This is a genomic window from Salininema proteolyticum (assembly GCF_042685645.1).
GTDB classification, from domain to species: Bacteria; Actinomycetota; Actinomycetes; order Mycobacteriales; family Micromonosporaceae; genus Salininema; species Salininema proteolyticum.
This window is the reverse complement of sequence record NZ_JBHUNX010000001.1, coordinates 2,278,666-2,292,790: the sequence shown is the minus strand read 5'-3', so window position 1 is coordinate 2,292,790 and position 14,125 is coordinate 2,278,666. Positions and strand designations below refer to the sequence as shown.

The window sequence follows — 14,125 nt, the reverse complement described above, 5'->3', positions numbered from 1 at the left end:
CCGCCTACACGGAACCGGGCGGGGCCGTCTTGGAGAGGCCCGGCCCTCGCCCGGATCGGACGGTGACGCCTCTAGAGGTAACCGGCGCAGGAGACCTGCGCGCGGGCGATGGCGTCGGCCTCCTCGTCGGAGTCGGGCTCGGTCGTGAACATTTCGGAGATGTCGTCGAGGCACTCGGACATGCCCTCGGCGTCGTCGCTTGCGGCCTCGAGGGCCTTCATCTGGCTCTCCAGGTCGGCCTTCTCGCCCTCCAGCTCTTCGACCCGGTCCTTCTGCGTCTGCAGGTCGTCCTCGGCGGTCGTCAGGCTCTCGGCCTTCTCGTCGGCGAGCTTCTGGGCGTCGTCGGCCTCGCCGCCGGCCTGAGTCCACAGGACGGCGAAGACGATAGCGCCCACCACCGCGAGGGCCAGGGCGGACGCGAGGACGGGGACGGCCGGCGACTTCTTTCCCGGGGGCGGGCCCTGGGGCGCGCCCTGCGGGGGAACGCCGCCGGGAGGCATCGGCGGCTCGGCGTACTGCTGGGTCGGGGCGTAGGCGCCCGGCTGGGGCTGCGAGCCGGGCTGCCCCGGCTGGAACTGCGTCGTGGGCTGGGGCTGCGAGCCGGGCTGACCAGGCTGGGGCGGCTGGGAACCGGGCTGCTCGGGCTGGCCGGAGCCTCCGACGTTGTACTGAGGCGGTTGCTGGAAGGACATGGTTCCTCCGATTGGGGCGGGTGCTGGCGGCGTCCCGGCGGAACAGGACACGGCGTCCGACTCGCTGGACGCCCGCAACCATCGTAGAACGGCGGCGCCAACCGGCCTCTGCCAGCACGCGCGATCGTATCGCGACTAATACTCGCGAACCCCGGTACGGCGCGGGGCCCGGCGGTGGGTTCACCGCCGGGCCCCGCGAATCCGGGTCAGAACTCGAACTTCTGCAGCTCGGAAGCGGCGTCGGCGTCGACGAGCCAGCGCGTGTGCCGGCGGCCCCGGACCTCGGCGGCGGGGACGTCGCCGCCCTCGAGGGCGGCGGCCACGGCCTCGGCCTTGCCCGCGCCGGAGGCGATCACCCAGACCTCCTCCGCGGAGTTCAACGCCGCGAAGGTCAGGGTGGTGCGCTCCGAGGGAGGCTTGGGCGAGTCGTGCACGCCCACCGCGGTCCGGTCGGAGGCCTTGAGGGACTCCTGGCCGGGGAAGAGGCTGGCCACGTGGCCGTCCTCGCCCACGCCCAGGAGCACCAGGTCGAAGCCCGGCAGGCCGCGCCCGTGCCCGGCGGCGTCCAGCTCGGCGGCGTAGACCGAGGCCGACTCCTCGACCGTGTCCACGGTGTCGGCCGAGGGCATCGGGTGCAGGTGCTCGCGGTCGACGCGCAGCTCGTCGAGGAACGCCTCGTGCGCCTGCGTCTCATTGCGGTCCTTGTTCCCGGTGGGCAGGAACCGCTCGTCGCCCCACCAGAAGTGGACGGCGCCCCAGTCGACGGTGTCGCGGAAGCGGGAGTCCAGGATGTGGCGGTAGACGTCGGCGGCGACGCGCCCCCCGGTCAGGGCGACGTGGGCGGGCTTGCGGTCGGCCTGGGCGTCGGCCAGGCGGTTGATCAGCCGGGCCGCCGTGGCGGTGGCCAGGTTGGTCGCGTCCGGGTGCACGACGACGGAACGGTCGGCGTTCATGTCGTCCTCAATTCTGTGCCTGGTAGTTGCGTTCGAACTGGTCGAGGACCGAGCGGTAGGCCTGGTCGGGCTCCAGCACGCGCAGCTCCTCGGCCAGCAGCTGGCCGAGCGTGCGGCCCTGGACCGTCAGGTCCCGCTTGGCCAGGCCCTCCTGCTTGAGGACGGTGCAGCCGTCGTCGTCGCGTTCGATCTCGATCTCGTGGCCGTCCTCGAAGGCGAAGGAGACGCCCTTGATGGCAGGCAGGTTGGCGGAGTTCCGCTTGACCTCGGTGTCCTCCAGGACCGTCGTGATGCCCAGGCGCGAGTCCAGCCACGCGGCCATCAGCCGCGCCGACGGGTCGGCGGCCGAGGCCCGCAGAGTGGCCCCGGTGGCCCGCTGCCCGATCCCGTCGAACGCCGAGGCGATCAGGCCGCGCCACAGCGAGATCCGCGTCCAGCAGATGTCGGTGTCGCCGTTCTTGTAGCCGACGGAGCGGCGGTAGAGCGAGTCCACCGGGTCCTTCGTCAGCGCCGAGTACGTGATGCGCCGGTCGGAGTAGATCTTCAGCTCCCGCTCCAGGCCGTACTTCACCGGGTCCACCAGCCACCAGGTGATGACGGGGATGTCGGGGGCGAGCATCGGCAGGATGAGCGAGGTGATGTTGCGGACGACGGGGCCGTCGAGGTACATCACGACCGACTCGGCCGCTCCGCCGGACTCGCCGATGGCGACCTCGGCGTCGATGCGCGCCTTCTCGGTGTCGGGGTAGCGCGGGATGGCGAGGATGAGCCGGTAGGGGTGCTCCTGCGCCGCCTGCCGGGTGGCCTCCTCGATCTCGGCCCGCTCGTCCTCGGTCGCGAGGACGATCAGGTTGAGCGCGAGGGAGGACGACCCGCCGACGGCGTGCAACTCCTCGGCGAGCGTGTTCATGATCTCGCCGGTGGTGGTGTCTTGCAGCTGCATGGCTGTCCTTCTCTCTAGGGCCGGCGCCAGCGGCGGCCGGTCGCGTGCAGCATCAGGTCGGACCGCTCCGGCCCCCACGTACCCGAGGCGTAGGGCTCGGGCTTGGTGGTCGCCCAGTAGTCCTCCAGCGGGTCGATGATCCTCCACGACGCGTCGACCTCGGCGGCGTCGGGGAAGAGCGTCTTGTCGCCCAGCAGGACGTCCAGGATGAGCCTCTCGTAGGCCTCGGGACTCGACTCGGTGAACGCCTCGCCGTAGGAGAACGACATGTTGATGTCGCGGATCTCCATGCCCGCGCCGGGGACCTTGGAACCGAACTTCACGGTCACGCCCTCGTCGGGCTGGACGCGGATGACAAGCTGGTTGTGGCCCAGGATCTGGGTGTCGAAGTCCGCGAAGGGCATGTGCGGCGCCTCCTTGAACACCACGGCGATCTCCGTGGTGCGCTTGGGAAGCCGCTTGCCGGTGCGCATGTAGAACGGCACGCCGTTCCAGCGGCGGTTCTGGATCTCCAGCTTGACCGCCGCGTAGGTCTCGGTGGTGGAGCCGGCGGGGACGTTGTCCTCGTCGAGGTAGCCCGCCACGTGGCGGCCCTCGACCCAGCCGGGCGCGTACTGGCCGCGGACGGCGTCGGCCTCCATGTCGTCGGGGACCTTGACGGCGCGCAGCACCTTGAGCTTCTCGGTGCGGATCTCCTCGGCCTCGAAGCCGACCGGCTGCTCCATGGCCGTGATGGCCAGCAGCTGCAGCAGGTGGTTCTGGAGGACGTCCCGCGCGGCGCCGGAGGCGTCGTAGAAGCCCGCCCGCGTGCCGATGCCGACGTCCTCGGCCATGGTGATCTGGACGTGGTCGACGTAGTGGGAGTTCCAGATCGGCTCGAACATGGCGTTGGCGAAGCGCAGCGCGAAGATGTTCTGCACCGTCTCCTTGCCCAGGTAGTGGTCGATCCGGTACACGTCCTGCGGGGTGAACACGGTGTCGACCAGCTCGTTGAGCTCCTGGGAGGAGGCCTGGTCGTGCCCGAAGGGCTTCTCCACCACGACGCGCCGCCAGCCGCCGGACTTCTCGTTGTCGGCCATGCCGGTGCGCTCCAGCTGGTTGAGCACGATCGGGAAGGCCGCCGGCGGGACGGAGAAGTAGAACGCCGCGTTGCCGGCGATGCCGTGCGACTCCGAGAGCGACTCCAACTCGGACTGGAGGCGGTCGAAGGCCTCGTCGTCCTCGAAGGACCCGGGGATGAACTTGAAGTTGCCGTTGAGGCGGTTCCAGATCTCCTCGCGCCACGGCGTGCGGGCGTGCTCCATGGCCGCCTTGCGGGCGACCTCCTCGAAGGTCTCGTCGCCCCAGTCGCGTCGGGCGAAGCCGAGGACGACGAAGGACGCCGGCAGGAGGCCCCGGTTGGCGAGGTCGTAGACCGCCGGGATCAGTTTCTTGCGGGCCAGGTCTCCGGTGACGCCGAAGATGACCAGGGCGCACGGTTCGGGGACGCGCGGCAGGCGCTTGTCCCGGGGATCGCGCAGCGGGTTGTCGCCGTCCCCGGCAGGGGAGGCGGGCGGGTTGGCTCCCGCCAACGCCGCCTCGATCAGGTCTGGTGTTGCGGACTCGGACACTAGCTCAGCTCCCTTACAGCGCTCAGCAGCTGGTTGACACCGCGCTCGCGGTCGGTCAGGTGGAGGCGGACGAAGGGGCGTCCTCGGCCCTTCAGCGCCTGGGCGTCGCCGGCGGCCTGGGCCGCCTGGAGGGTCCCGAAGGTCCGGTCCTTGCCGGGGATCTCCAGGTCCTCGCCGACGGCGCCGGTGATCTGGAGGAAGACGCCGGTCTGGCGTCCTCCCTTGTGGAACTGTCCGGTGGAGTGCAGGAAGCGCGGTCCCCATCCGAAGGTGACCGGCGCGCCGGTGCGCTCCGACAGCTCGCTCCTCAGCGCCGCGACGGCCTTGTCGTCGAAGCGGTCGAGGTAGGCCATGACGGCCAGGTAGGCGTCGGGCGCGGAGGCGTCGACCAGCAGCTGGCCGAGGGCCGCGGCCACGGTGGAGCCCTGCCCGCCGTAGATCTCGACGTCCCCGTCGACGGCCGTCGGCTCGGCCTCGGGGAGTCCCTCGTCGAGGATGCGGTTGGTGTTCTCCTTGGACTCGGTCACGTTCGGCTGGTTGAACGGGTCGACCTGCAGGAGGTGTCCGGCGAAGGCGGTGGCCAGCTCCCAGCAGAGGAACTGCGCGCCCAGGGGGCCGTTGACCGCGGCGTCGGGGACGGCCAGGGCCGACCCGCCGGGGGCCAGCCCGTCGGAGGCGCCGCCCACGGTCGTGTAGACGCGGTCGGTGCCCCGGGCGCCGGGAGCGGCCGGGTGCTCCAGCACCACCGGCAGGGTCCCCTTGGAGTCCTTGCCGAGGCTCTCGGCGATCAGCTGCTCGGCCCAGTCGCCGAGCCCGACGATGCCGGTGCCGTCGTCGGCGATGGTGATCGTCGGCTGGTGGGCGATGACGGCGCCCAGCAGCACGGCCGGGTTGTCGGGGCTGCCCTCGATGGAGGCGCGGAAGTCCTGGGCCTCCTTGATCAGGGCGGTGACGTCGGCGCCGGCCAGGGCGGTCGGCACGAGGCCGAAGGCCGTCAGGGCCGAGTAGCGCCCGCCCACGGTCGGGTCGGCGAGGAAGAGGTAGGAGCCCTGCTCCTCGGCGAGCGACTCCAGGCGGGAGCCGGGGTCGGTGACGAAGACGAAGCGCTTGGACCAGTCCTCGACCCCCACGCTCGCGAAGGCGGCCTCGAAGGCCCGGCGCTGCGAGTCGGTCTCGACCGTCGAGCCGGACTTGGAGGAGACCACGACGACGGTGCGGCGCAGGGACTCCTCGCCGATCTCGGCGACGATCTGGCCGGGGTCGGTGGTGTCCATGACAGTCAGGCCGAGGTCGAGGGTGCGGCTGATGACCTCGGGAGCCAGCGAGGAGCCGCCCATGCCGCACAGGACGACATGGCCGACGCCCTGCTCGGCGAGCTCGGCGCGCACTTTGGACAGCTTCTCGACCAGGTCGATCGAGCGGTCGAAGGTGTCGGTCCACCCCAGGCGGATCGAGGCCTCCTCCTCGGCCTCGGGGCCCCACAGGGTGGAGTCCCCGGCGAGGACCTTCGCCGAGACGTCGTTCGAGCGCAGGCGCTCCACGCCGGCGGCGACGTCGAGGCGGGTGGTGAGGGAGAGTCCCCCGGACGCTTCCATGATGTCGGTCATCGTCTCAGCTCCGCTGCTTGTCTAGTTCGGTCTGGACCTGGGCGAGCAGGTCGTTCCACGGGTCGATGAACTTCTGGACGCCCTCGTCCTCCAGCTTCCGCACCACGTCGGCGTAGTCGACGCCCAGTTCCTCGAGGCGCAGCAGCACGTCGGCGGCGTCCGCGTAGTGCGGGGTGACGGTGCCCGAGACGGCCTCGCCGTGGTCGGCGAAGGCCTCGAGGGTGTCCTCGGGCATGGTGTTGACGGTGTTGCCCGCGACGAGGTCCTCGACGTACATGACGTCGCGGTAGTCGGGGTTCTTCACCGACGTCGACGCCCACAGGGGACGCTGCGCGGTGGCGCCGCGCTCGGCGACGCGGGTCCACCGGTCGGTGGCGAAGGCGTCCTCGTACTCCTTGTAGGCCAGGCGCGCGTTGGCGACCGCGGCCCGTCCCTTGAGGGCCTTCGCCTCGTCGGAACCGATCGCGTCGAGGCGCTTGTCGATCTCGGAGTCGACGCGGGAGACGAAGAACGAGGCGACGGACTTGATGCGGGAGACGTCCCTGCCGTTCTCCAGCGCCTTCTCCAGTCCGGCCATGTAGGCGTCGATGACCTCGCGGTAGCGTTCCAGGGAGAAGATCAGGGTGACGTTGACGCTGATGCCCTCGGCCAGGGCGGCCGTGATGGCCGGCAGGCCCTCCTTCGTGGCGGGGATCTTGATCATGAGGTTGGGGCGGTCGACCAGCCACCAGAGGTACCGGGCCTCGGCGATGGTCTTCTCGGTGTCGTAGGCGCTGCGCGGGTCGACCTCGAGCGAGACGCGGCCGTCGACGCCGCCGGTGGTGTCGTAGACGGTTCGCAGGACGTCGCAGGCCCAGCGGATGTCGAAGGCGGTCATGGTCCTCACGGCGGCCTCGGCGGACACGCCCCGGACGGCGAGGTCCTTCAGCTGCCCGGTGTAGCCGTCGCCCTGGGAGATGGCCTTGGAGAAGATGGCGGGGTTGGACGTGACGCCGACGACCGAATTGTCGGCGATGAGCTCGGCGAGGTTCCCCGACTCGAGGCGGGTGCGGGAGATGTCGTCCAGCCAGACCGACACCCCTTCGTAAGACAGTGCGGCGAGGTTCTTGTTCGCGGCCATGGTGTGGCTTTCCTTCCTAGATGCGCAGAGGCAGCACCCCCGTGCGGCTCCCCCTGTACATGATCACATTCCCTATGGCGAGAGAAAGGGGGTTCTCCTAGAAGAACCCCCTCGGCAAGCCGGTTATTTCGCCTTGGCGACCGACTCCCTTGCGGCGTCGGCCACGGCCTCGGCCGTGATGCCGAACTCCTCGTACAGCTTCTGGTACGGGGCGCTGGCGCCGTAGTGCTCCAGGCTGACGGGAACGCCGGCGTCGCCGAGCAGGTCCCACCAGCTCTGCGCGATGCCGGCCTCGACGGTCACGCGGGCCTTGACGGACGAGGGGACGACCGACTCGCGGTAGGCCTCGTCCTGCTCGGCGAACCACTCGCGGGAGGGCATGGAGACCACGCGGGCCTTGACGCCCTCGGCGGCCAGTGCCTCGGCGGCCTCCAGCGCGAGGTGGACCTCGGAGCCGGTTCCGATGAGGACCACGTCCGGCGTGCCATCCACATCAGACAGAACGTAGCCGCCGCGGGCGGCGCCCTCGGCCGAACCGTGCTTCTTGCGGTCGAACACCGGGACGGCCTGGCGCGTCAGGATGATGCCGGCCGGGCGGTCGGTGTTCTCCAGGATCCGCTTCCAGGCGACGGCCGTCTCGTTGGCGTCGGCCGGGCGCACGATGTCGAGGTCCGGGATGGCGCGCAGCGCCGCCAGGTGCTCGACGGGCTGGTGCGTCGGGCCGTCCTCGCCCAGGCCGATCGAGTCGTGCGTCCACACGTAGACGACCGGCTGCTTCATCTCGGCCGACAGGCGGACGGCGCCGCGCATGTAGTCGGAGAAGGTGAGGAACGTGCCGCCGTAGGGGCGGGTCGGCCCGTGCAGCTTGATGCCGTTCATGATCGCGGCCATGCCGTGCTCGCGGATGCCGAAGTGGAGCGTGCGGCCGAAGGGGTTGCCCGGGAACATCTTCGTGCTCCGCTTCTGCGGCAGGAAGGACGGCTCCCCGGCCATGGTCGTGTTGTTCGAGCCGGCCAGGTCGGCCGAACCGCCCCACAGCTCCGGCATGACCGGGGCCAGGGCGTTGAGCACCTTGCCCGAGGCCGCGCGCGTGGCGATGCCCTTCTCGTCGGCCTCGAAGACCGGCAGGACCTCGTCCAGCTCCGGCAGGCGGCCCTCCCAGAGCCGGTCGTGCAGAGCCTTGCGCTCAGAGTTGGCGGCGGCCCACTCGTCGTACTGAGCCAGCCAGGCCTCGTGGGCCTTCTTGCCGCGGTCGACCAGGCCGCGGGTGTGGGCGAGGACCTCGTCCTCGACAGCGAAGGAGGCGTTCGGGTCGAAGCCCAGGATCTCCTTGGTGGCGCCCAGCTCGTCGGCGCCCAGCTTGGCGCCGTGGATCGCCCCGGTGTTCTGCTTGTTGGGGGCCGGCCAGCCGATGATGGTCTTCAGCCGGATCAGCGACGGGCGGCCGTCGGCGCGGGCGGCCTCGACGGCCTCGTACAGCGCGCGCGGGTCCTCCTTGTACTCGCTGCCGGACTTCCAGTCCACGTCCTGCACATGCCAGCCGTAAGCCTCGTAGCGCGCCGCCACGTCCTCCGACAGGGCGACGTTCGTGTCGTCCTCGATGGAGATCTGGTTGTCGTCGTAGATGACGACCAGGTTGCCCAGCTCCTGGGTGCCGGCCAGCGCGGAGGCCTCGTGCGTGATGCCCTCCTCGATGTCGCCGTCCGAGGCGATGGCGTACACGAAGTGGTCGAAGGGGCTGTCCCCCGCGGGGGCCTCCGGGTCGAACAGGCCGCGCTCGCGACGGGCGGCCATCGCCATTCCCACGGCGTTGGACAGGCCCTGGCCCAGCGGGCCGGTCGTCGTCTCCACGCCCGCGGTGTGGCCGACCTCGGGGTGGCCCGGGGTCAGCGAGCCCCACTGGCGCAGCTGCTCGATGTCCTTCAGCTCCAAGCCGAACCCGCCGAGGAACAGCTGGATGTACAGCGTCAGCGAAGAGTGGCCGGCCGACAGGACGAAGCGGTCGCGTCCCTCCCATCCGGTGTCGGACGGGTCATGGCGCATGACCTTCTGGAACAAGGTGTAGGCCGCCGGCGCCAGCGACATGGCCGTACCCGGGTGGCCGCTGCCCGCCTTCTCGACGGCGTCGGCGGCCAGCACACGGGCCGTGTCCACGGCGCGCTGGTCCAATTCGGTCCACTCAAACTGTGACACTGTCTCACTCCTTTGATTTGCCGCAACAGCTCGAGACGAGTATCCCCGGCCGGTCCCGCCCGGGCCCGGGCACTCCACCGTATAGGTGATGAAGCCCGGCATACCGCCTCGACTCGACCCTACCCACTCTGCCTCGTGGCAGAGCTCGAACGTCCTCAGTGTGGGCTGTGAGCTGCTGTGAAGCCTGACACGAGCGCAGCTCACAGCCCGATTCCGCTGGTAGCGAAGTCGACCCGGCCCCCGCCCCGCCCGGCACGCTCGGTAATGTTGCCGGTGATGGACGAGCAGCCCAAAATCCTCATCGCCCCTGAGAAACCCGGACGGGGTCGCGAAGAGAAGCCCACCTTCAAGCAGCGCCTCGGCGGATACGTCTCGCTGACCAAGCCCCGTATCGTCGAGCTGCTTCTCATCACGACCGTCCCGGCGATGTTCGTCGCCGCCCGCCTCGAGCTGAACGCGCTGCCGCGCTTCTGGGACGTCGTCCTCGTCGTCGTCTGCGGCGCGCTCGCCGCCGGCAGCGCCAACGCGATCAACTGCTACATCGACCGCGACATCGACCAGCTCATGCGCCGCACCTCCCGGCGCCCGCTGGCCAAGGACTCCATCCCGCCCAAGAACGCCCTCGTCTTCGGGCTCATCCTCGGCGCCGTCGCCGTGGGCGGCATGTGGCTGGTCGTCGGGCCCCTGCCCGCCGCCCTCACCTTCGGCGCCATCGTCTACTACGACGTCGTCTACACCATCTGGCTCAAGCGCACCACCCCCTACAACACCGTCTGGGGCGGGGCGTGCGGAGCGGCCCCCATCCTCATCGGCTGGTCGGCCGTCACCGGGCAGATGGACTGGATGGCCTGGGCGCTGTTCGGCATCGTCTTCTTCTGGCAGGTCCCGCACTTCTACGCCCTGGCGATGAAGTTCAAGGACGACTACGCCTCGGCCGGGATCCCCATGATGCCGACCGTCGCCCCCGCCAAGCGCGTCGCCGTCGAGTCCGTCGTCTACGCCTGGGCGACCCTCCTGGTCTCCCTGGCGGTCTACCCGCTGGGCGCCACCTGGCTCTACCTCGCCGTCGCCGTCATCACCGGCGGACTGTTCGTCCTCGAGGCCCACCGCCTGCTCGGCCGCGTGAACCGCAACGAGCCGATCAAGCCCATGCGCCTCTTCCACTGGTCCACGACCTACCTGACCCTGCTGTTCCTGGCGCTCCTGGTCGACACCTTCCTGATGTAGCCGTCGTAGGATCCCACGAGAGCGCCTCCGCGCTTTCGTACTCGGGCACGGTGGTGCGCCCCTCCGGCCCGGGCTAGGCTGGTGGCATGCCGCAACCAGTCTTCACCGACCGCGACGTCGTCTTCGGATCCGGAACCATCACCCAGGCCGGACAGGTCGCCTCCTCGCTCGGCGCCCGCCGGATCCTCCTCGTGCGCGGGAAGAACTCCTTCGCCGCCTCCGGGGCCGACGCCTGCCTCCCCGGGCTCAACGCCGCGGCCGAGGTCCGCGAGTGGTCGGACTACCACCCGAACATCTACCTCCCCGACGTGCTCAGCGGCCTGCGCACCGTCGAGGAGTTCCGGCCCGACACGATCGTCGCCGTCGGCGGCGGCAGCGCCATGGACATCGCCAAACTCCTCGCCGTCTTCAAGGGCAAGACCGAGGAGGGCGAACTCGCCGAGGCCGTCAAGGCCGGCGTCGAGAGGACCGAGCGCCACCTCAACCTCGTCCTCGCCCCCACCACCTCCGGCTCGGGATCCGAGGCCACCCGCTTCGCGCTGACCTACATCGGCGACGACAAGTTCTCCGTGCGCGGACCCGGGCTCCTGCCCGACCGCGTCATCGTCGACCCCGACCTCACCCTCTCCGCCAGCCGCTACCAGCGCGCCACCTCCGGCATCGACGCGCTCGCACAGGCCATCGAGGGCATCTGGGCCGTCAAGACGAACGAGCGGGCCCGCGCCTACGGACACGACGCGCTCAAGATCCTCATCGAGACGCTCCCCGCGTTCGCCAACGGCCCGACCGAGGCCAACGCCCGCGACATGGCGCTCGGCTCGCACCTGGCCGGCCGCTCCATCGACATCTCGCTCACCACCGCCTCCCACGCGCTGTCCTACGGCATCACCGGCTTCTACGGGCCCTCCCACGGGCACGCCGTCGCGCTCACCCTGGGCGCCTTCCTCGAACGCCACGCCACGGCCGAGGCCGACCAGCTCCAAGAGGGCCTCGACCTCTCCCTGCACCGCCAGGGCATGGACCTCGTCCTCTCCGCCTTCGGCACCGACGACCCCGCCGAGGCACGCGCCACGTGGAGCCGCGTCATGGACTCCATCGGACTGGAGACCAGCCTCGGAGCCGTCGGCGCCGACACGCGCGAGAAGCGCTACGCGCTGGCCGCCGGGGCCAACCCCGTCCGCCTGGGCAACAACCCCCTGCTGCTGGACAAGGAGATCATCGCCGACGTCCTGGAGAGCGTGGCCTGAACCGGCCCTCCGGAGGGCCGGTCCGCTCAGGACAGGCCGGGAACCGGAAGGTCCCAGTCCACCGGCAGCCTCGCCGGCTCCCAGTCGGGCTCCGGGCGGAACCCGGTGTGCGTCCCGTCGAACGGGAACGCCCCTTCGGCGGCGACGGCGGCCATGCGCTCGCCCTCGCGGCGGACGCCTTCGGCCTGCTCGGCCGTGTAGTAGGCGGGATGCCCGATCCGCTCGGCGAACTCGTCCTCGTCCTTCCACTCGACCGAGAGGTCGGGCCGGACGACCACGTCGAGGTCGAGGTCCTGGCAGTCGTAGCCCAGCTCCCAGATCCTCAGGGGGCGCTCCAGGTTGACGTACCAGTTGCTGAAGGCCATGTCCTCGTCGAAGAACCACCAGACGGAGTGTGCCGAGTCCTTCGGCGTCCAGGCGAGGACGTTGGAGGTGTGCCACGCCCGGTGGGAGAGCACCGTCGGGGTCGACAGGGTCCGCTCGAACGAGAAGTGCCGCACGGCCTTCCCGTCGACCGTGGTGCGCCACATGGCGTCGGACCCGATCGCCGTCCAGGTCAGCAGGCCCTCGGCGGTGTGGTCGACGACCCGGGCGGTGAACAGGCCGCCGATGCGGCCGTCGGCGTGCAGATAGCGGCGGACGATGGACTGCCCTTTGTCGAAACGCATGGGGCGATTCAACCAGACCGTCCCTCCGAACTCCCCGAGAGCCGGACCGGCGGGCGAGCGCGCTACCGGCGCCGGAGACGGTCGCCATAATCTCGGTGACGGCCGTCGCTGTGGCCCACGCCCTCGCCGAGACGGTCCGCCACGGGCCCGTCCGGACTCCGCCGCACGGCGCCGGCGTCCGACTCGGGGCGGCGCCGACCGCCGCAAGCCCGCAGGCGCGGCCGCCTTCCGGGGCTCCGAACGCCCTTTCCCGCATATACAGGGCACGGCATACCGCGGGCCCCGCGCGATCGAGAGGAATCCCGCAAGCGGCCGGTGCGACCTTGACCGGGCGGTGAACGCTGCGGGAACCTGGACGGAAATGTCAGACTGCCCAAAAGGAGTGCCCGACATGGAGTCCCGACCGTCGCTGTGGCGGCGATACCTGCAATTCCCCCTCATCTGGAAAATGCTCATCGGACTCGCCCTCGGAGTCGCCGCCGGACTGGTCTTCGGCGAATCCATCGACGCGATCGAGCCCCTGGGGACCATCTTCCTCAACCTTCTGCAGATGGTCGTCTTCCCCGTCATCGTCCTCACCCTGGTCACAGGCGTGGCCTCCGTGGCGCCCTCGACGCTCGGCAAGACCGGCCTGAAGGTCGTCGGCCTCTACATGGTCACCAGCGCCGTCGCCATCACCCTGGGAATCACCCTGGCGATGCTCGCGGGCGTCGGCAAGGGCCTGTCCATGCCCTCCGAAGGGGGCGAGCCCGCCGATACCCCCTCGGTCTGGGAGACCGTCGTCGGCATCGTCCCCTCGAACCCGTTCAGCGACCTCGCCGAGGGCAAGGTCCTGCCGATCGTCTTCATCGCCCTCCTGGTCGGCTTCGCCGTCGGCGCCATGCGCCACGCCTCCGACGAGGGCATGAGCGACAAGGGCGATCTCCTCTTCCGCATTGCCGAGGCCGGGTCCGAGGTCATGCACCGCCTCATCCGCGGCATCCTCGAGTACGCCCCGATCGGCGTCTTCGCGCTCATCGCCGTCACCGTCGGCACAACCGGGCCCGAAGCCCTGACGAGCCTCGCCGGACTGGTGGGCGTCGTCTACGGGGGAGTGGCCCTCGAGATCGGCTTCTACGCCCTGCTGCTGTTCCTCTTCGGCTACGGCGTCAAGAACTTCTTCACCCACGCCAAGACCCCCATGCTGACGGCCTTCGTGACCCGCTCCAGCAGCGGGACGCTCCCCGTCAGCCTGGAGGCCGCCCGCAAGATGGGCGTTCCGAACTCGGTCTCCGGCTTCAGCCTCCCGCTGGGCGCGACGATCAACATGGACGGCACGGCCCTCTACGTCGGCGCCTCGGTCGTCTTCGTGGCCAACGTCGCGGGCGTCGACCTCACCACCGGTGCCCTGCTGAGCGTCGTCCTCGTCGGCATGCTCGCCGCCATCGGCACCGCGGGAGTCCCGGGCGCCGGCCTGATCATGCTGAGCCTCGCCATCTCGCAGGCGGGCCTGCCCTTCGCGCCGGTCGTCCTGGTCGCGGGCATCGACGCGCTGCTCGACATGGCGCGCACCGGGTCCAATGTGACCGGCGACCTCGCCGTCACACGGATCGCCGCGGGGAAGAAACTGCAGAAGGAGAAGGCCGAGGCCGCTTAAGGGCCTCCATCCTCCACCGGACCTCGACGCGCGGTCCCGGGGACGCTCCGACAGGGGCTCCCCGGGGCCGCGTTCGGCGTTCGGCGGCCGCGGCGAGAACGGTCCGCCGGGCCCGATAAGGCGCCCTCGGAACGAAAAAGCCTTGGCGGAAGCCTTGCCTAGAGCGCACTCTAGCTCCGTAGGGTTGACCGTGCAGCCGGCGGGCACCGCGGTCGGCGGGTCCGCGGAG

At 70.4% G+C, this 14,125-nt stretch carries 11 protein-coding genes; 3 read left to right on the top strand and 8 right to left on the bottom strand.

The features are described 5' to 3' along the window. Positions 1-71 precede the first annotated feature (71 nt). The 7 genes from ACFTE1_RS10645 to tkt all read right to left on the bottom strand — a co-directional run bounded on the left by ACFTE1_RS10645 (position 72) and on the right by tkt (position 9,220). Positions 72-692 carry a hypothetical protein gene (locus ACFTE1_RS10645; RefSeq protein WP_380622010.1) on the bottom strand — a complete coding sequence of 207 codons (621 nt, stop codon included), beginning with the start codon at positions 690-692 and terminating at the stop codon, positions 72-74. Between the two features lie 206 nt (positions 693-898). Further along, positions 899-1,645: a 6-phosphogluconolactonase gene (gene pgl, locus ACFTE1_RS10640; RefSeq protein ID WP_380622013.1), complete on the bottom strand. Its 747-nt coding sequence runs from the start codon at positions 1,643-1,645 to the stop codon at positions 899-901. A gap of 7 nt (positions 1,646-1,652) precedes the next feature. Further along, positions 1,653-2,588 carry a glucose-6-phosphate dehydrogenase assembly protein OpcA gene (locus tag ACFTE1_RS10635; RefSeq protein ID WP_380622016.1) on the bottom strand — a complete coding sequence of 312 codons (936 nt, stop codon included), beginning with the start codon at positions 2,586-2,588 and terminating at the stop codon, positions 1,653-1,655. A 14-nt stretch (positions 2,589-2,602) separates the two neighbouring features. Next, positions 2,603-4,159 carry a glucose-6-phosphate dehydrogenase gene (zwf, locus tag ACFTE1_RS10630; protein ID WP_380622235.1) on the bottom strand — a complete coding sequence of 519 codons (1,557 nt, stop codon included), beginning with the start codon at positions 4,157-4,159 and terminating at the stop codon, positions 2,603-2,605. Between the two features lie 38 nt (positions 4,160-4,197). Then, positions 4,198-5,805, bottom strand: coding sequence for a glucose-6-phosphate isomerase (locus tag ACFTE1_RS10625; protein WP_380622019.1), 1,608 nt, complete (start codon positions 5,803-5,805; stop codon positions 4,198-4,200). 4 nt (positions 5,806-5,809) lie between these two features. Further along, complete coding sequence (tal, locus tag ACFTE1_RS10620) at positions 5,810-6,925, bottom strand: transaldolase (RefSeq protein ID WP_380622021.1); 1,116 nt, start codon at positions 6,923-6,925, stop codon at positions 5,810-5,812. Positions 6,926-7,048: 123 nt separating this feature from the next. Continuing rightward, positions 7,049-9,220: a transketolase gene (tkt, locus tag ACFTE1_RS10615; protein ID WP_380622024.1), complete on the bottom strand. Its 2,172-nt coding sequence runs from the start codon at positions 9,218-9,220 to the stop codon at positions 7,049-7,051. A gap of 162 nt (positions 9,221-9,382) precedes the next feature. Between tkt and ACFTE1_RS10610 the strand changes: the two genes are divergently transcribed. Together ACFTE1_RS10610 and ACFTE1_RS10605 are read left to right on the top strand one after the other, a co-directional pair. Then, on the top strand, positions 9,383-10,345 hold the full coding sequence (locus ACFTE1_RS10610) for a heme o synthase (protein WP_380622027.1): 963 nt from the start codon (positions 9,383-9,385) through the stop codon (positions 10,343-10,345). Between the two features lie 86 nt (positions 10,346-10,431). Beyond that, a complete protein-coding gene (locus tag ACFTE1_RS10605) occupies positions 10,432-11,592 on the top strand; it encodes a phosphonoacetaldehyde reductase (RefSeq protein ID WP_380622029.1) in 1,161 nt (386 codons plus the stop codon). 26 nt (positions 11,593-11,618) lie between these two features. Here ACFTE1_RS10605 and ACFTE1_RS10600 read toward each other — a convergent pair whose 3' ends face one another. After that, positions 11,619-12,260 carry a DUF402 domain-containing protein gene (locus ACFTE1_RS10600; protein ID WP_380622032.1) on the bottom strand — a complete coding sequence of 214 codons (642 nt, stop codon included), beginning with the start codon at positions 12,258-12,260 and terminating at the stop codon, positions 11,619-11,621. Between the two features lie 391 nt (positions 12,261-12,651). Here ACFTE1_RS10600 and ACFTE1_RS10595 point away from each other — a divergent pair, with 391 nt between their 5' ends. Next, entirely contained in the window at positions 12,652-13,896 is a 1,245-nt protein-coding gene (locus ACFTE1_RS10595) for a dicarboxylate/amino acid:cation symporter (RefSeq protein ID WP_380622035.1), read from the top strand. Positions 13,897-14,125 lie beyond the last annotated feature (229 nt).

Excerpts from the sequence above, each read along its gene's own strand:
- ACFTE1_RS10635 (WP_380622016.1), bottom strand. The coding sequence starts at position 2,588 with ATGCAGCTGCAAGACACCACCACCGGCGAGATCATGAACACGCTCGCC.
- ACFTE1_RS10625 (WP_380622019.1), bottom strand. The coding sequence starts at position 5,805 with ATGACCGACATCATGGAAGCGTCCGGGGGACTCTCCCTCACCACCCGC.
- tal (WP_380622021.1), bottom strand. The coding sequence starts at position 6,925 with ATGGCCGCGAACAAGAACCTCGCCGCACTGTCTTACGAAGGGGTGTCG.
- ACFTE1_RS10610 (WP_380622027.1), top strand. The coding sequence starts at position 9,383 with ATGTTGCCGGTGATGGACGAGCAGCCCAAAATCCTCATCGCCCCTGAG.
- ACFTE1_RS10605 (WP_380622029.1), top strand. The coding sequence starts at position 10,432 with ATGCCGCAACCAGTCTTCACCGACCGCGACGTCGTCTTCGGATCCGGA.
- pgl (WP_380622013.1), bottom strand. The coding sequence starts at position 1,645 with ATGAACGCCGACCGTTCCGTCGTCGTGCACCCGGACGCGACCAACCTG.
- tkt (WP_380622024.1), bottom strand. The coding sequence starts at position 9,220 with ATGCCGGGCTTCATCACCTATACGGTGGAGTGCCCGGGCCCGGGCGGG.
- ACFTE1_RS10595 (WP_380622035.1), top strand. The coding sequence starts at position 12,652 with ATGGAGTCCCGACCGTCGCTGTGGCGGCGATACCTGCAATTCCCCCTC.
- ACFTE1_RS10645 (WP_380622010.1), bottom strand. The coding sequence starts at position 692 with ATGTCCTTCCAGCAACCGCCTCAGTACAACGTCGGAGGCTCCGGCCAG.
- ACFTE1_RS10600 (WP_380622032.1), bottom strand. The coding sequence starts at position 12,260 with ATGCGTTTCGACAAAGGGCAGTCCATCGTCCGCCGCTATCTGCACGCC.